17 protein-coding genes and 2 other annotated features are annotated in these 16397 nt (G+C 37.9%); of the genes, 15 read left to right on the top strand and 2 right to left on the bottom strand.

The window, feature by feature from the left end; translation table 11 throughout:
• Positions 1–159: 159 nt before the first annotated feature.
• The 10 genes from MKZ18_RS18230 to MKZ18_RS18185 all read left to right on the top strand — a co-directional run bounded on the left by MKZ18_RS18230 (position 160) and on the right by MKZ18_RS18185 (position 8784).
• A complete protein-coding gene (locus tag MKZ18_RS18230) occupies positions 160–543 on the top strand; it encodes a hypothetical protein (protein ID WP_025907228.1) in 384 nt (127 codons plus the stop codon).
• 239 nt (positions 544–782) lie between these two features.
• The gene (gene nrdR / locus MKZ18_RS18225; RefSeq protein WP_025907227.1) at positions 783–1244 is read left to right on the top strand and encodes a transcriptional regulator NrdR; all 462 of its coding nucleotides are present in this window, start codon (positions 783–785) and stop codon (positions 1242–1244) included.
• Positions 1245–1307: 63 nt separating this feature from the next.
• Entirely contained in the window at positions 1308–2735 is a 1428-nt protein-coding gene (locus tag MKZ18_RS18220) for a replication initiation and membrane attachment family protein (RefSeq protein WP_061784969.1), read from the top strand.
• Positions 2736–2759: 24 nt separating this feature from the next.
• Complete coding sequence (gene dnaI, locus MKZ18_RS18215; protein WP_025907224.1) at positions 2760–3692, top strand: primosomal protein DnaI; 933 nt, start codon at positions 2760–2762, stop codon at positions 3690–3692.
• A 95-nt stretch (positions 3693–3787) separates the two neighbouring features.
• Positions 3788–4651: a sporulation protein YtxC gene (ytxC, locus tag MKZ18_RS18210; RefSeq protein WP_025907222.1), complete on the top strand. Its 864-nt coding sequence runs from the start codon at positions 3788–3790 to the stop codon at positions 4649–4651.
• 387 nt (positions 4652–5038) lie between these two features.
• The gene (thrS, locus tag MKZ18_RS18205; protein ID WP_061784962.1) at positions 5039–6976 is read left to right on the top strand and encodes a threonine--tRNA ligase; all 1938 of its coding nucleotides are present in this window, start codon (positions 5039–5041) and stop codon (positions 6974–6976) included.
• 172 nt (positions 6977–7148) lie between these two features.
• Positions 7149–7274 (top strand) — a sequence feature (ribosomal protein L20 leader region).
• Between the two features lie 66 nt (positions 7275–7340).
• Positions 7341–7844 (top strand): translation initiation factor IF-3, encoded by a 504-nt coding sequence (infC, locus tag MKZ18_RS18200; RefSeq protein WP_025907220.1) that lies wholly within the window; start codon positions 7341–7343, stop codon positions 7842–7844.
• Positions 7845–7865: 21 nt separating this feature from the next.
• The gene (rpmI, locus tag MKZ18_RS18195; RefSeq protein ID WP_013059426.1) at positions 7866–8066 is read left to right on the top strand and encodes a 50S ribosomal protein L35; all 201 of its coding nucleotides are present in this window, start codon (positions 7866–7868) and stop codon (positions 8064–8066) included.
• Positions 8067–8104: 38 nt separating this feature from the next.
• Positions 8105–8464: a 50S ribosomal protein L20 gene (gene rplT / locus MKZ18_RS18190; RefSeq protein WP_061784963.1), complete on the top strand. Its 360-nt coding sequence runs from the start codon at positions 8105–8107 to the stop codon at positions 8462–8464.
• Positions 8465–8529: 65 nt separating this feature from the next.
• Complete coding sequence (locus MKZ18_RS18185; RefSeq protein ID WP_025907207.1) at positions 8530–8784, top strand: DUF1294 domain-containing protein; 255 nt, start codon at positions 8530–8532, stop codon at positions 8782–8784.
• A 427-nt stretch (positions 8785–9211) separates the two neighbouring features.
• On the opposite strand, the gene MKZ18_RS18180 is transcribed toward MKZ18_RS18185, so the two are convergent.
• A complete protein-coding gene (locus tag MKZ18_RS18180) occupies positions 9212–9589 on the bottom strand; it encodes a hypothetical protein (RefSeq protein ID WP_225001589.1) in 378 nt (125 codons plus the stop codon).
• Between the two features lie 122 nt (positions 9590–9711).
• Between MKZ18_RS18180 and MKZ18_RS18175 the strand changes: the two genes are divergently transcribed.
• The gene (locus tag MKZ18_RS18175; RefSeq protein ID WP_061784965.1) at positions 9712–10200 is read left to right on the top strand and encodes a dUTP diphosphatase; all 489 of its coding nucleotides are present in this window, start codon (positions 9712–9714) and stop codon (positions 10198–10200) included.
• Between the two features lie 71 nt (positions 10201–10271).
• On the top strand, positions 10272–11357 hold the full coding sequence (locus MKZ18_RS18170; RefSeq protein ID WP_025907201.1) for a M42 family metallopeptidase: 1086 nt from the start codon (positions 10272–10274) through the stop codon (positions 11355–11357).
• Positions 11358–11395: 38 nt separating this feature from the next.
• On the opposite strand, the gene sspI is transcribed toward MKZ18_RS18170, so the two are convergent.
• The gene (gene sspI / locus MKZ18_RS18165; RefSeq protein WP_061784967.1) at positions 11396–11602 is read right to left on the bottom strand and encodes a small acid-soluble spore protein SspI; all 207 of its coding nucleotides are present in this window, start codon (positions 11600–11602) and stop codon (positions 11396–11398) included.
• 104 nt (positions 11603–11706) lie between these two features.
• Between sspI and MKZ18_RS18160 the strand changes: the two genes are divergently transcribed.
• The 3 genes from MKZ18_RS18160 (at position 11707) to pheT (ending at position 16254) form a co-directional block, all read left to right on the top strand.
• On the top strand, positions 11707–12465 hold the full coding sequence (locus MKZ18_RS18160) for a TrmH family RNA methyltransferase (protein WP_025907196.1): 759 nt from the start codon (positions 11707–11709) through the stop codon (positions 12463–12465).
• 48 nt (positions 12466–12513) lie between these two features.
• Positions 12514–12742: a binding site (T-box leader), on the top strand.
• Positions 12743–12794: 52 nt separating this feature from the next.
• Positions 12795–13829: a phenylalanine--tRNA ligase subunit alpha gene (pheS, locus tag MKZ18_RS18155; RefSeq protein WP_025907194.1), complete on the top strand. Its 1035-nt coding sequence runs from the start codon at positions 12795–12797 to the stop codon at positions 13827–13829.
• Between the two features lie 13 nt (positions 13830–13842).
• Positions 13843–16254, top strand: coding sequence for a phenylalanine--tRNA ligase subunit beta (gene pheT / locus MKZ18_RS18150; RefSeq protein WP_076512637.1), 2412 nt, complete (start codon positions 13843–13845; stop codon positions 16252–16254).
• The last annotated feature ends 143 nt before the right edge of the window (positions 16255–16397 follow it).

Genomic DNA, 16397 nt, shown 5'->3' with positions numbered 1-16397 from the left:
GCTAAGAACAATTAGGGACTGCTCTATAAATTGGACTCGCCATTTATAGACAGTCCTTTTTAGATACAAAAATACCGTTTATCCATTATAATAAAGAAAGTAGCTAGGGTATCTTTAGTAGCTATAGCGATTATTTTGATAAAAAGGAGTCTACACAACATGGGGATTATTCAAAAAGTAAAGTCAGTTTTTTCGAATCATTCTGAAACTAGGGACCACCACGAAAATCCAAAGTTACAAACACATTACTACAAATCAACAGCCTCTCAAACATTTACTCAGGTGCAAAATTTATTGAAGAATATGAATGGAGTAGAAATTTTAGCCGCTTATGAAGAGCGTGGAGAGATTAGCTTAAACGTGTCAAAGGGGAGAAAGGCGTTTGTTGTTATTACGATTATTTCATTACGACCTTTTGAAACCGCTATCGATTTTTCGGTTACAACGGAATCAAAAGTAATGCCATTCGATTTTGGTTATAGTAAAGAATTAATCATCTTTTTTTATAAATATTTTGACCAACATCTGATTGCTATTAAGTAAGGGAAATAAAGTGTATTAAACAAATAAAGCTGTGTAGCGCCTTTATCTATTGGAAAACAAATGTTTTAGGAAATAAAATTTCAGAATTCATTCTCCTTCACTTGTATTCAAGCTTTGTTTTCTATAATATGAAAAGAAAGTGAATTTTTATTTTGAATTTCTAACGTACATAAGTGGTTAGTTCGTACAAGCTGCTTAGTTTATACAAATATAAAAGGTTATTTATTGGAGTTGAGAAGATGAAATGTCCTTCCTGTCAGTATAATGGAACGAGAGTGTTAGACTCACGGCCTGTTGAAGAAGGTCGTTCAATTCGCAGACGGCGTGAATGCGAAAGTTGTCACTATCGTTATACAACATTTGAAAAAGTAGAAGAGCCACCTTTAATTGTAGTGAAAAAAGATGGGGCGCGTGAAGAGTTTAGCAAAGAGAAAATTTTACGCGGTTTAATAAAGGCATGTGAGAAAAGGCAAGTTAGCTTAAAACAATTAGAAGATACTGTACATGATATTGAATCTGAATTGCGCAGTCAAGGTGCATCAGAAGTGCAGTCAGACGTTGTTGGGGAAATGGTAATGGAAAGACTAGCTGCTATCGATGAAGTATCGTATGTACGCTTTGCTTCTGTTTATCGTCAATTTAAAGACATTAATGTATTTATTGATGAACTAAAGGAGTTAATTAAGAAGGAAAAATTATAAAAGAGCTATTAAAGAGATTTTTTAGCTCTTTTTTGCTATTTTAGAATTGGGTAGGTAATGATGATGAATGAGCAACATTGGAAAGAAATCATTCCAGTTGACCGTTATGTTGTGAGAACGAGCGGCGTTATTCAAGAATATGATCGAAAAGTGTTAACAACTCTATATCAACCGTTAATTGGAACCGTGTGCTATGGCTTATATATGACGTTATGGAGTGAACTAGAACAAGGACGCTTATGGGGAACAGAAGCAACGCATCATCACCTAATGGCCGTTATGCAAATGAACTTGAAATCCATTTATCAGGAGCGATTAAAGCTTGAAGGTATTGGCTTATTAAAAACCTATATGAAAGAAGAGGACGGGGGAAGAGTTTATATTTATGAGTTAATTCCACCATTAACACCACAGCAGTTTTTTGATGATGGTGTTTTAAACGTCTACTTATACAATCGATTAGGTAAAAATGTATTTCAAAAAATTAGACGATATTTTATGGATCCAGCTGTGGACCACAGTGAGTTTAAAGACGTTACTCGTTCATTTAATGATGTGTATAAGTCAGTACAAACGACAGAGCTCACGTCAAGTTTACAACGAGAGAACCAAGATGTCTTCAAACCAAGTGGAGATCTGGACTATGTGGATAATTCACAAAGAGCTAGTATAACAATTAAGGATGCTGGCTTTGACTTTGATTTATTTTTGACAGGGTTAACTGAGTCTATGATTTCGAAAAAAGCAATTACAGCCAAGGTGAGGTTAGCAATTGAAAAGCTAGCATTTTTATATCAAATTGATGCTCTGCAAATGAAGAATGTGGTCTTGGACGCGTTGAACGAAAATGATCAAGTAGATATTGAGCTGCTTCGAAAAGCTGCTAGAAACCATTATCAGTTTGAAAATGGAGAAGCGCTACCTAACTTAAGTGAACAAATTCAGCCGCCGTTATTGCGAACTATGGAACATAGAGAGCCAACTTCTCAAGAAGAGAAGTTAATTAAGCAGTTAGAAGTGACGTCTCCAAGACAGCTACTGACGGACTTGTCCGGTGGAGCAACGCCTTCTAAAGCAGATTTACAAATGGTTGAAGACGTTATGTTTCATCAAAACCTTTCTCCAGGTGTTGCTAATGTACTCATTTATTATGTCATGCTAAGAACGGATATGAAGTTATCAAAAGCATATGTGGATAAAATTGCAGGACACTGGGCTCGTAAAAAGGTAAAAACAGTGGAAGAAGCGATGGTCATTGCGAAAAATGAGCATAAAGAATACCAAAACTGGGCTGAATCTAAGCAAACGGCGACGAAGAAACAAAGAACGGTTCGTAAAGAGATGGTGCCAGATTGGTTGAAAGAAGAGTCTGAAGAGAAAAAGAAACCTCAAAGTCAAAAAGAAGATTTAGACTTTGAAGAAGAAAAGCGGAAACTTGAAGAAGAGTTAAAACAGCTTGATTTAGATTTAAAGAAAAATCGTGAAGATTAATGAATGGAAAGGAGAGGTGATGGGGTGAAGTCAATCAATGATTCGCTAAACAAACTAGCAAATAATCAAGGTTTCAAGGAACGATTTGAAACGTTAAAATCAGAAGTGCTTTCTGATCGTAATGTTCAAGATTTCTTAAGGAAGAATCGAGATCAATTGGATGAAGGTATTGTAGAACGAGGTCTCATTAAGATGCATGAATTTAAAGGACAAAGCAAAGAGTGTCAAGACTGTCCATCCCTGCAAAGCTGCGTTAATATGATTAAAGGTTATCAGCCAAAGCTTGTAATTGATGGTAAAAACATTGATGTGACCTATGAGCGCTGCCCTCGAAAAGTAACTGAAGATGAACGCAAAGAGCAAGAATCATTTATCCAGTGTCTTTATGTACCGAAAGATATTTTAGGTGCTTCCATGTCAGATATTGAAATTGAGCAAGGAAGGCTTGAAGCAATCAAGTTAGTACGAGATTTTGTCAGGGAGTATGAACCTAATAAGAAGATGAAAGCTCTTTATCTACATGGATCGTTCGGTGTTGGAAAAACATACTTTTTAGGTGCCATTGCTAATGCTTTAGCTGAAAAGAAAGTAAAATCAACGATTGTATATGTTCCTGAATTCTTACGTGAGCTTAAAGGATCTTTTCAAGATAAAACCTTTAACGAGAAGATTGAATACGTAAAAAAAGTGCCCGTCCTAATGTTAGATGATTTGGGAGCAGAATCCGTAACAAGCTGGATGCGCGACGATGTATTGGGTACCATTCTTCAATTTCGAATGTTAGAAAATTTACCTACTTTCTTTACGTCAAACCTAAATTTTCAGCAGATGAAGCACCATTTAACGTATACGCAAAAAGGCGAGGAAGAAGAGCTGAAAGCTGCCCGCATTATGGAACGAATCAAGACGTTAGCCACTCCTGTAAAGGTAGAAGGTGAAAATAAACGTAATAAATGAGCAGTTCTTTTACATTTCATGTAAGGACTTGCTCATTTTTTTTCATGTTGCCCCATATATATAAATAAAGCGTGTCCAAAAGGGGGCTAACATTAGTGAGAATTTTCTTTAAGTATGAGAAAGAAGCAATTGGTATTTACAGGTCGCTATGCGCGAAACGAAGCGCTTTATCATATGCTCCGCAATGCTTTAAACTTGTGAACAGTCAGCTTCTAGTAATTGACGTGACATATAATCGAGACGAAATTGTACACGATATGCTAATCCCAGTATTGACAGACTTTATATTAGAGCAGAAAGAAGAGACGATTTTAAGTGAGATTTTGAAACAGAAATTTTTCTATACGGATGAACAAGAGCTACAGCTTATGATAGACATGGTCTATCATATTGTAGAAGGTGAGAAAGTTGACGTACCTAAACGTGACTTTCCGATGCCTAAAGATTTATTAATTAGAGAAGCGCTTCAAGATTTTCTGGTTAACAACGTTACGTTTACATTTGAGTCTTTTCTCCAGTTTCGATTAAAGAACTATCGCTCTCGCTTACAGTACTATTTAGAAATCGCTATTGATGAATATAAACTAGAATATGAATATCAAATGTTTGTTGAACAGCTGCGACAAGTTATTTTAACGGAGGAAGCAAGTTGCGAAGCTGTACATGTTGTGCATTCACAAGAGAATGAATTTCAACTCTATGATGAAAACTTTGGATTGCTAACAGTGAATCAGCGTCAACATCTGGCTGAAGAATTTATGAAAAAGAATGAGTCGTTATACATAGACCCATCCGTTATAGCGCCTCTCATTACACTATCTCCGCAGCATATTTATATTTATAGTGATCGTGAGAATACACATGATTTCATTTATACTATTCAAAATCTTTTTCAAGAACGAGTGGTCATATGCACAAAACAAGAAGCGGCATTTTTAAAAAAAGAGAATCTGACTTGAGAGGTTGATTTCTATTTTAAAAATGAATATAATAGGCTCATATTGTAAAAATTTTAATCAGCGATAAGTAATGATGAGGACATGAGTTTATATTTACGGTTTATTAGAGAGAGAATCCGTGGCTGAAAGATTCTTAACACGATTTATATCCTTACCACCTCTAAACTTCAGTAGTAAACAAGTATTTTACTTTAGTAATTACTGACGGAATTTCCGTTATCAAACCTCGAGCTGTCTTTCATTGTGCCTTGTTAAGCAAAAAGACAGAAACAAGGGTGGTACCACGTGTATACACAACTCGTCCCTTATTAAGGGATGAGTTTTTTTATTTGCGTAAATAACCAGTTTATGCAAGATTATATTGAGATAAATAAGGAGTTGAATCACATGTCAGAAGTTATTTCAATGACATTTCCAGATGGAGCAGTAAAAGAGTATCCTAAAGGTACAACGACAGAACAAATTGCATCATCAATTAGCCCAGGGCTAAAGAAAAAATCAATTGCGGGTAAAGTAAACGGTGAGCTTTTAGATTTGCGTACACCAATCCATGCAGACGGTCAGCTTGAAATCATCACACAAGATTCAGGTGAAGCACTTGAGATTATGCGTCACAGCACGGCGCACTTAATGGCTCAAGCAATTAAGCGTGTTTTTAAAGATCAAAAGGTCCAGCTTGGTGTAGGACCAGTTATTGAGAATGGATTTTATTATGACATTGATATGGAGCATTCCATTACACCTGACGATCTAATTGAAATTGAAAAAGAAATGAAGAAGATTGTAAACGCCAATATTGATATTGAGCGTCGCGAAGTGTCTCGTGAAGAAGCAATTGAGCTTTATAAAGAAGTTGGAGATGAATTAAAGTTAGAGCTTATCGATGCTATTCCAGCAGGTGAGACTGTAACGGTTTATCACCAAGGAGAATTCTTTGATCTTTGCCGAGGTGTCCACGTTCCATCAACAGGAAAAATTAAAGAGTTTAAACTGTTAAATATTGCAGGTGCTTACTGGCGTGGAGATAGCAACAATCAAATGTTGCAGCGCATTTATGGCACGGCATTCTTCAAAAAAGCAGATTTAGATGAGCACTTACGTTTATTAGAAGAAGCGAAAGAGCGTGATCACCGTAAAATTGGTAAAGAGCTTAACTTATTCACAAACTCACAAAAAGTTGGACAAGGTCTTCCATTATGGTTACCAAAAGGTGCAACAATTCGTCGCGTTATTGAGCGCTACATTGTGGATAAAGAGGTTGCGCTAGGTTATCAACATGTGTATACACCAGTCCTAGGTAGCGTAGAGCTATATAAAACATCAGGTCACTGGGATCACTATCAAGACGGTATGTTCCCAGCAATGGAAATGGATAATGAAGATTTAGTTCTTCGTCCAATGAACTGTCCACACCATATGATGGTATATAAAAATGATATCCACAGCTATCGTGAATTACCAATTCGTATTGCAGAGTTAGGTACGATGCACCGCTATGAAATGTCAGGTGCACTTGCAGGTCTTCAGCGTGTTCGCGGTATGACGCTAAATGATGCACATATCTTTGTTCGTCCAGACCAAATTAAAGACGAATTAATTCGTGTGGTTCGCTTAGTAGAAGCTGTATACAAAGACTTTGGCTTTGAAAATTACTCGTTCCGCTTATCGTATCGTGATCCAGAAGATACAGAGAAATACTTCGATGATGATGCAATGTGGGAAAAAGCACAAACCATGTTAAAAGACGCGATGGATGAGCTTGGCTTAGACTATTACGAAGCAGAGGGTGAAGCAGCATTCTACGGTCCGAAGCTAGACGTTCAAGTTAAAACGGCTCTTGGAAAGGAAGAAACTCTTTCAACAGTGCAGCTGGACTTCTTATTGCCAGAGCGTTTTGATCTAACATATATCGGTGAAGATGGAAAACAGCATCGTCCGGTTGTTATTCACCGAGGTGTCGTATCAACAATGGAGCGCTTTGTTGCTTTCTTAATTGAAGAATACAAAGGGGCATTCCCAACATGGTTAGCACCTGTTCAAGTTCAAGTGATTCCAGTATCGCCAACTGTTCACCTAGACTATGCAAAAGAAGTTCAAGAGAAACTTCAGTTAGCTGGTGTACGTGTGGAACTAGATTCACGTGAAGAGAAAATTGGCTATAAAATTCGTGAAGCTCAAATGCAAAAAATTCCTTACATGCTAGTAGTGGGAGATAAAGAAGTAGAAGAAAAAGCGGTTAATGTTCGTAAATACGGTGAGCAAAATTCAGAAACTGTTGATTTTGAACAGTTCTTAGCAGGATTAAAAGTAGAAATTACTCGCTAATGAAAAAGCGGAGAGGGCAACTTCTCTGCTTTCCTTTTTAAAAAAAGTAAAAAAAATGTTGCATAAATGTTTTTCCTTTGGTAAAATGATTTTTGTTGTTAAATAAAGAACGAAATCATTGACTTTTGTCTTTGTTGATACTATAATAGCTTAAGTAATTGAATACTTGTTTGTGCAGAAGAAGAAGCACCCGCTTCTCACCTGATTGACGCGTATAGAGCAGTTAGCAGGTTGACATCGTATTTACTTTTAACGATAGTAGTGTGGGTGCATTGTGTACTCACGTTTTTTTGTGTGTATACCAATATCTACACAAGCGTATTCATTCATTAAACCTTGGAGGTGGCTACTTATTAGCAAGGACATGATGGTAAACGAGGGCATTCGAGCTCGCGAAGTTCGTCTAATTGATCAAAACGGTGAGCAATTAGGAATTAAATCAAAAAATGAAGCACTTGATATTGCTGCACGAGCAAATCTTGACTTAGTAATGGTTGCTGCAAACGCGAAACCACCTGTATGTCGTATTATGGACTACGGTAAGTTCCGCTACGAGCAACAGCGTAAAGAAAGAGAAGCTCGTAAAAACCAAAAGGTTGTTAACTTAAAGGAAGTTCGTTTAAGCCCAACAATCGATGAGCATGATTTTAACACAAAACTTCGTAACGCACGTAAGTTCCTTGAAAAAGGTGATAAAGTAAAAGCGTCAATTCGTTTTAAGGGTCGTGCTATTACTCATAAAGGAATTGGACAAAAAGTACTTGATCGTTTTTCAGAGGCTTGCGCTGATGTTAGTTCAGTTGAATCAGCTCCAAAAATGGAAGGACGCAGCATGTTCCTAGTGCTTGCACCTAAAAACGAAAAGTAATAGAACGAGGAGGAACACCCCATGCCAAAAATGAAAACACATCGTGGCGCTGCAAAGCGTTTCAAAAAAACTGGAAGCGGTAAGTTAAAGCGTGCTCGTGCTTACACTAGTCACTTATTCGCTAACAAATCTACTAAACAAAAACGTAAATTACGTAAAGGTTCTTTAGTAAGCAAAGGTGACTTCAAACGTATTCGTCACTTATTAGATAACATTAAGTAATTTGGGTTGAGATAGAAACATAACAGGAGGTAACAATTATGCCACGCGTAAAAGGCGGTACAGTAACACGCAAACGTCGTAAAAAAGTTTTAAAATTAGCCAAAGGTTTCTTCGGTTCAAAGCATAGATTATACAAAGTTGCTAATCAGCAAGTAATGAAATCATACATGTATGCTTATCGTGACCGTCGTCAGAAAAAACGTGATTTCCGTAAATTATGGATTACACGTATCAATGCAGCAGCTCGTATGAATGGTCTTTCTTACAGCCGTTTAATGCACGGATTAAAATTAGCAGGTATTGAAGTTAACCGTAAAATGCTTGCTGACTTAGCTGTAGCTGACGAAAAAGCATTTGCTGAATTAGCAGCAGCTGCTAAAAAAGGCTTAGAGAAGTAATTTCTGCTAAAAAGTCTTGTTACCACTAGGTAGCAAGGCTTTTTTGTTTATTGGAGGGATTATCTTTGTTTTTAATGATATACGCGATACTTATCAACCTTATAGGCTTATATGTAATGAATGCAGACAAAAAAAGAGCTCAGCGAAATGAATGGAGAATCAAAGAGCAAACACTTTGGACGATTGCCATTATCGGAGGAGCTCTAGGTGCAACCATTGGCATGAATCTTTATCGTCACAAAACAAAGCACGCAAGCTTTCGTTTCGGTCTGCCTGCTTTGGTGGTTGTTCATTTGGCATTATTGCTAATCTATATGTAGATGAATAATTTGAAAAATGAAATGGGAGAAGCCATGAACAAACATCTTGCTTTTTATTTTTAAGGCTATTGTTTTAGATAGATGTAGTAGTAGGCTCCTTATCTATGAGTTAGAAGAAAACGTTTCAAACGTAGAGGTTAATGGAGCTGAATATGCAAAGTGGAGAGCGTTTTTAAAATTCCTTCAAGAGAGTAATCTCATCAAAAGGCTTCCCTATCCAAAAGCCCCGTGATTGAAATGAAAGATGTGATACTCCAGCAGGACTAGCGAGTCAAGTGAGACCTCACAGTATACAAGGAGGGTCGGCCGCTCGCCCTGAGGAAAGGGAACAATCTGGAATGGAAATCACACTAAGCAGAGAGGCCTTCTTCAACAAGAAGTAAGCACACTGTTTATCAAAAGCTTTCTCAATAAAAAAGCCCAAAAGCTATTGCTTTTGTGGCTCGTTCTTTAAAAACTCTCGTACGGGACTTTTCCAGCTAATAATGGCTTTTGGGTATAAAGTTGATACCTTAGCAGACACCAATCTGATATCCTCATGAGTTAAATCATTGAGCTGGTCAGGATTTTTTAATAACATAGTAATAGAAAAAATTTGTTCATTTATATATTTTTCGCCTTCAAACAAAACACCTTTATACGTTAACTCCAAATTTTTACGAACATTTTCTGCTTCATCCACCACGTAAAATTCATTTTGCTCTTTGGCTTGCATTAATTTTCGTTTTGGATTTCGAACATATCGTATAATAAAAAGAACGAAATAGACTAATAAAGCAATTACTAATAGTCGCATTAAGAGCACAATCAAAGCGATATCGCCTCCTTGCCGAGGGTTGTTTCCTAACAGTACGTATAAAGGGCAAAAAGGTTTCATTTATTTTTAATTTTATATTAATATTTATTTTATTTTAGGAGAGATTAGATATGAACTTACAGTCTTTATTTAACATGCAGCGCCAGCTAGATCAACATATTGAAACAAATCATAAGCTTCAAAACGAAGACTTGGTTTCCCGCAAACTTCTTGCTTTATTAGTAGAATTAGGCGAGCTGGCTAATGAAACGCGTTGTTTCAAATTTTGGAGCCTAAAACCGTCGGCAGATAAAAAGGTTATTTTAGAAGAGTTCGTAGACGGTGTTCACTTCTTATTATCTTTAGGAATTGAATGGGGATTTGATTCAATTGAAGAACTTCCGGTTAAAGCGGACAAAGAAACTGCAACAGAACAATTTTTACATGTGTTCTCTTTGCTCACACAATTAAAAGGAAGCGTAGATCAAGAACAGTACATAGAATCATTCTCTTCATACATGGGTCTTGGAGAAATTCTTGGCTTCGCAGCTGAGGAAGTGAAAACGGCTTATATTATGAAAAATGAAGTGAACTTTAAGCGTCAAGACGAAGGGTATTAAGAAGAAAACATTTCCTCTGAAAATACTTTCTTATATAATAAAAGATATACATATGAAAGGGGTATGGATAAATGAAAAAGTTAGATGAAACATTACAAATGTTAAAAGACTTAACTGATGCAAAAGGTATTCCTGGAAACGAACGCGAACCAAGAGAAGTGATGAAAAAATATATTGAATCTTATGCTGATAGCATTTCAACAGACGGACTTGGAAGCCTTATTGCCAAAAAAGTTGGTGATGAAAAAGGCCCTAAAATTATGGTTGCAGGTCATTTAGATGAAGTTGGCTTTATGGTCACTCAAATTGATGATAAAGGCTTCATTCGTTTTCAAACTGTAGGTGGCTGGTGGTCGCAAGTTATGCTAGCGCAACGTGTTACAATTGTAACGCGCAAAGGCGATATTACAGGAGTTATCGGCTCTAAACCTCCTCATATTTTACCTGCTGAAGTACGTAAGAAGACGGTTGAGATTAAGGATATGTTTATTGATATCGGTGCATCTAGTCGTGAAGAAGCAATGGAATGGGGCGTAAAGCCTGGCGATCAAATTGTTCCGTACTTTGAATTTACCGTTATGAATAACGAAAAAATGCTTTTAGCTAAAGCATGGGATAACCGTATCGGCTGTGCTATTGCTATTGATGTGCTCAAGAATTTAAAGGGTCAAGAGCATCCAAACGTTGTATACGGCGTTGGAACAGCGCAAGAAGAAGTTGGTTTACGCGGTGCAAAAACGTCAGCCAATCTTATTCAACCTGATATTGCATTTGGCGTAGATGTAGGTATTGCTGGTGATACGCCAGGAGTGTCTGAAAAAGAAGCAGCATCAAAAATGGGTGACGGTCCACAAATCATTTTATATGATGCATCAATGGTTTCTCACAAGGGTCTACGTGATTTTGTAACAGATGTAGCAGATGAAATGAACATCCCATATCAGTTTGATGCGTTATCAGGCGGTGGTACTGATTCAGGAGCTATTCATATTTCAGCTAACGGCGTACCTGCACTATCTATTACAATTGCAACTCGCTATATTCATTCACATGCCGCAATGTTACATCGCGATGATTATGAAAATGCGGTGAAGTTAATTACAGAAGTTATTAAAAAACTTGATCGTGAAACGGTTAATAAAATTACGTTTGAATAAAACAAAAGGTGCACTCAATTTGAGTGCACCTTTTGTACTTACTTTAAGCTATTTTCAAGTGTTGTTAAAATTTCTTCTTTTTCACTTTTAGGCGAGTTTTCCCATAGTACTTCGAAAAGTACACCTAGACCTGGAAGCATTTTTTCTTCACCGCTTTTGATAGCATCCATAATCGTTGCTTCAAGCTCTTCTTGAGAATTACCTGAAACATTTGATATAATAGCATTTCGTAAATTAAGATCCATCGTGATCACCTCAACTATAGATAGTAAAATCAAAAATAGTTTGTGTATGTCACATTCAATTTATGTATCGTAACTGAAATTGATAAATAGAGGAGTTATGTTTGGTGAAGCGAATTGATTCCGTGAAGAACCCACAGGTTAAACTATGGAAAAAATTACATACAAAAAAAGAGCGCGATAATCAAGGTTTATTTTTGGTGGAAGGCTTTCATCTTGTCGAAGAAGCTTTAAACCAAAGAGAAATGATTAAGTATCTCATTCTTGCTGATAATGTTGATATTCCATCGCATTGGAATGTTGATACGGTTGAGATGATTGTGGTGACGCCTGCTGTTATTAAAGCAATTGCTGATACAGAAACCCCTCAGGGAATTGCAGCCGTTTGTTACCAAAACCAATCATCATCCGTCTTACAGACAGCGCGTCGATTAGTGCTGTTAGATGCCGTCCAAGATCCAGGTAACGTAGGAACCATTATTCGTACAGCAGAAGCTGCTGGAATCGATGCAGTCATTATTGGAGCAGGCTGTGTAGATGTTTATAACAGTAAAGTCATCCGTTCGACTCAAGGTGCAATCTTTAACTTGCCTGTTATTAAGAAAGACTTAATTAGTGCGATTAAAGAACTAAAGGAATGTGGAGTTAGCGTGTATGGTACATCATTACAAAATGCTTCTGTGTACACGGAAGTTGAAAAGCCAGAAGCTTTTGCTCTGATTGTTGGTAACGAAGGGCAAGGTGTAAGCTCAGCGGTGCTGAATGAAACGGACCATAACCTATATATACCGATATTTGGAAAGAGTGAATCGTTAAATGTAGCAATTGCATCAGCAATTTTAATGTACTATTTACGTGGAATGTAGTTGCAACGGCTAGCCGTTTTCACTATAATAATACAATAGCTAAATATGCGAAAAGCAGTGATAGAGAGCAGTAGCTTATGTAGCGTTATTCAGGGAGAAAATGCCGTGACTGAAAGCATTTTTATAAGCGCAATAAGTGAATTCACCTCTTGAGTTGACACTTGGACCATCATTTTTGATGTAAAGGTGTTCCGGATATTCCGTTAACGTTAATGAAGTGAACTGTGCAGATGCATGGTTAACAAGGGTGGTAACGCGATTAAACCTCGTCCCTTTTTGGGAGAGGTTTTTTTATTTGCAATTTTTTAAAACAAAAGGAGGATTATTCAATGAAAGAGCGTTTACAAGAGCTGCAACAAGAAGCGATTGTTAAAATTGATGACTCAAAAGATTTAAAAGCATTGAATGATGTACGTGTAGCTTATTTAGGAAAAAAAGGACCAATTACAGAAGTACTTCGCGGAATGGGGAAATTATCTGCTGAAGAGCGTCCTGTAATGGGAGCACTTGCAAATGAAGTGCGCGAAGCAATCGCTTCAAAGATTGAAGAAAAGCAAGCGGCGCTAGAAGCAGAAGAAATCAACCGTAAACTAGCTTCAGAAACAATCGATGTGACACTTCCTGGTAGACCAGTTAAAGTCGGTACACATCATCCGCTAACAAGCGTAATTGAAGAGGTTGAAGATTTGTTTTTAGGCATGGGCTATGAAGTAGCTGAAGGACCTGAAGTGGAGCAAGATTACTACAACTTCGAAGCGTTAAATTTACCAAAAGGTCACCCAGCACGTGATATGCAGGATACGTTCTATATTACTGAAGAAACGTTATTACGTACTCATACATCAACAGTACAAGCCCGCGTAATGAATGGAAATGAAGGGAAAGGTCCAATCAAAATCATTTGTCCTGGTAAAGTATATCGTCGTGATGATGATGACGCTACGCATTCACATCAATTTATGCAAATTGAAGGTTTAGTTGTAGATGAAAATATTCGTATGAGTGATTTAAAAGGAACGCTTGAGGTATTTGTGAAAAAAATGTTCGGTGCAGAGCGTGAAATTCGTCTACGTCCAAGCTTTTTCCCGTTTACTGAACCATCTGTTGAAGTGGACGTATCATGTGCTAAATGTGGAGGAAAAGGCTGTAATGTTTGTAAGCAAACAGGCTGGATTGAAATTTTAGGCGCTGGTATGGTACATCCAAATGTACTTGAAATGGCCGGCTATGACTCTAAAAAATATCGCGGCTTTGCATTTGGAATAGGCGTAGAGCGTATCGCTATGTTAAAGCACGGCGTTGATGATATTCGTCATTTCTATACAAATGATGCTCGTTTCTTAAATCAATTCAAACAAGTATAAAGGAGGGACTAACATGTTTGTATCATATCGTTGGTTGCAAGAATATGTAGATTTATCAGGAGTAAAAGCTGAAGAACTTGCTGATAAAGTCACAAAAAGTGGAATTGAAGTTGAAGGTGTAGAAAATTTAAATAAAGGCGTAAGCGGTGTTGTCATCGGTCACGTAGTAGAACGTGAACAGCATCCAAACGCAGATAAGTTAAGTCGTTGTCAGGTTGACCTTGGGGATGAAACGGTTCAAATCGTTTGTGGTGCTCCAAACGTAGCACAAGGTCAAAAGGTAGCGGTAGCTAAAGTAGGCGCTGTATTACCAGGCAATTTTAAAATTAAGCGTGCTAAGCTTCGCGGTGAAGAATCAAACGGCATGATTTGTTCTCTTCAAGAGCTTGGAATTGAAAGCAAGCTTGTCGCAAAAGATTACCAAGAAGGAATCTTTGTATTCCCAAGCGATGCTGAAGTTGGAGCAGATGCTTTAGAAGCATTGAATTTGCATGATGAAGTATTAGAACTTGGCTTAACGCCAAATCGTTCAGACTGTTTAAGCATGCTAGGGGTAGCTCATGAAGTAGCAGCAATCTTAAATCGTGAAGTAAAATACCCAGAGGTTGAGTTTCAAGAGACGGAAGAAAAAGCATCGGATTACATTTCAGTTGCAGTAGAAGCAAAAGAAGATAATCCTTTATACGTAGCACGTATGGTGAAAAATGTTAAAATTGCGCCGTCACCGCTATGGATGCAAACGCGCTTGATGGCAGCTGGGATTCGACCACACAATAACGTAGTTGATATTACAAACTACATTTTACTTGAATACGGTCAACCACTTCATGCGTTTGATTATGATCGTCTTGGCTCAAAAGAAGTTGTTGTTCGTCATGCACAAGAAGGCGAAGAAATTGTAACTCTCGATGATCAAAAACGTGTACTAAAAGAGAACCAGCTTGTCATTACAAATGGTAAAGACCCAATCGCTTTAGCCGGTGTAATGGGAGGAGCGAATTCTGAAGTCCAAGATGACACAGTAAATGTGTTAATTGAATCTGCTTACTTCCGCGGGTTATCTGTGCGCCAAACATCGAAAGAGCACGGTCTTCGTAGTGAAGCAAGTGCACGTTTTGAAAAAGGAATCGACCCAAGCCGCACACGTATAGCAGCTGATCGTGCTGCTGAACTAATGGCTGCTTATGCGGGTGGAGAAATTGTTTCAGGAACAGTTGAATTTGATGAAATGACAATTGAACCAGCTGTTGTATCTGTAACGCTTGAGCGCATCAATCATGTTCTTGGTACAGAGCTAGAAATGGCTGAAGTTCAAGAAATCATGAATCGTCTTCAGTTCGAAAGCAAAGTGGAAGGCGATGCCATTATCGTAACCGTTCCAACGCGTCGCGGTGATATTACAATTGAAGAAGATATTGTGGAAGAAGTAGCTCGTATGTATGGGTACGACCACTTACCAACAACTCTTCCTGTGACTGTAGCAACGCCAGGCCGTTTATCTGATTATCAGCTAAAGCGTCGTAAAGTACGCCGTTTCTTAGAAGGCGCTGGGTTAGCTCAAACAACAACATACTCATTAACAAGTGCAGAGAAAGCAACACAGTTTGCATTAAATACTGCATCAACAGTTCGTTTAGCGATGCCAATGAGTGAAGACCGCAGCGTTCTTCGTCAAAGCTTAGTACCACACTTACTTGAAGCTGTTAAACACAATAACGCTCGTCAAACAGACTCAATTGCGCTATATGAAACAGGTTCAGTGTTCTTGGGAACTGAAGAAGGTCAGCTACCAATAGAAGAAGAGCGAGTAGCAGGAGCAATCACAGGCTTATGGCATTCTCACAGCTGGCAAGGTGAAAAGAAAGCAGCTGATTTCTATGTGGCTAAAGGCGTTGTAGAAGGATTATTATCAGCATTAGGTCTTGATAATCACATTGAATATAAGCCTACAAATCAAGAAGGCATGCACCCTGGACGTACAGCGGCAGTTGTATTAAATGGTCAAGAAGCTGGGTATGTTGGTCAGCTTCATCCAGTGACGCAAAAACAATATGGTCTTCGCGAAACGTACGTATTTGAGCTAAACTTAAAAGCAATCTTTGCGGCGAAAGTAGAAGAAGTTCGCTATTCTGCAATTCCTCGCTTCCCATCAATCACAAGAGATATTGCTCTTGTTGTGGATAAAGAAGTATTAGCAGGAGAACTTCAAACAGCGATTTATGAAGCTGGTGGAGAACTATTGAAAGAAGTTGCGGTGTTTGACTTATATGATGGTGAAAGAATGGAAGAAGGCAAAAAGTCTGTCGCTTTCTCTTTACGCTATCTAGATCCAGAGCGCACGCTTACGGATGAAGAAGTATCAGCAGCTCATGCTAATGTATTAAAAGTTGTTGAAGAACAATTTAAAGCAAGCTTACGTTCATAAAAAAAACAAGAGGCTGGGACATAAGTAATTCAGCCAATGATAAACCTGAACGATTGAGAGTTTCTCACTTTTAATCGTTCAGGTTTTTTGTTGATTGTGAAAACAATGTTGGAAACAGGGTGGAATGGAGCGTAGGACACTCG

The organism is Priestia sp. FSL W8-0001 (assembly GCF_038050335.1).
GTDB classification, from domain to species: Bacteria; Bacillota; Bacilli; order Bacillales; family Bacillaceae_H; genus Priestia; species Priestia flexa.
This window is presented reverse-complemented; position numbering and strand designations above follow the sequence as displayed.

Coding starts and splice junctions, on each gene's coding strand:
- rpmI (WP_013059426.1), top strand. CDS start 7,866: ATGCCAAAAATGAAAACACATCGTGGCGCTGCAAAGCGTTTCAAAAAA.
- pheS (WP_025907194.1), top strand. CDS start 12,795: ATGAAAGAGCGTTTACAAGAGCTGCAACAAGAAGCGATTGTTAAAATT.
- MKZ18_RS18175 (WP_061784965.1), top strand. CDS start 9,712: ATGAACTTACAGTCTTTATTTAACATGCAGCGCCAGCTAGATCAACAT.
- MKZ18_RS18220 (WP_061784969.1), top strand. CDS start 1,308: ATGAATGAGCAACATTGGAAAGAAATCATTCCAGTTGACCGTTATGTT.
- thrS (WP_061784962.1), top strand. CDS start 5,039: ATGTCAGAAGTTATTTCAATGACATTTCCAGATGGAGCAGTAAAAGAG.
- MKZ18_RS18230 (WP_025907228.1), top strand. CDS start 160: ATGGGGATTATTCAAAAAGTAAAGTCAGTTTTTTCGAATCATTCTGAA.
- pheT (WP_076512637.1), top strand. CDS start 13,843: ATGTTTGTATCATATCGTTGGTTGCAAGAATATGTAGATTTATCAGGA.
- MKZ18_RS18170 (WP_025907201.1), top strand. CDS start 10,272: ATGAAAAAGTTAGATGAAACATTACAAATGTTAAAAGACTTAACTGAT.
- rplT (WP_061784963.1), top strand. CDS start 8,105: ATGCCACGCGTAAAAGGCGGTACAGTAACACGCAAACGTCGTAAAAAA.
- nrdR (WP_025907227.1), top strand. CDS start 783: ATGAAATGTCCTTCCTGTCAGTATAATGGAACGAGAGTGTTAGACTCA.
- infC (WP_025907220.1), top strand. CDS start 7,341: ATGATGGTAAACGAGGGCATTCGAGCTCGCGAAGTTCGTCTAATTGAT.
- sspI (WP_061784967.1), bottom strand. CDS start 11,602: ATGGATCTTAATTTACGAAATGCTATTATATCAAATGTTTCAGGTAAT.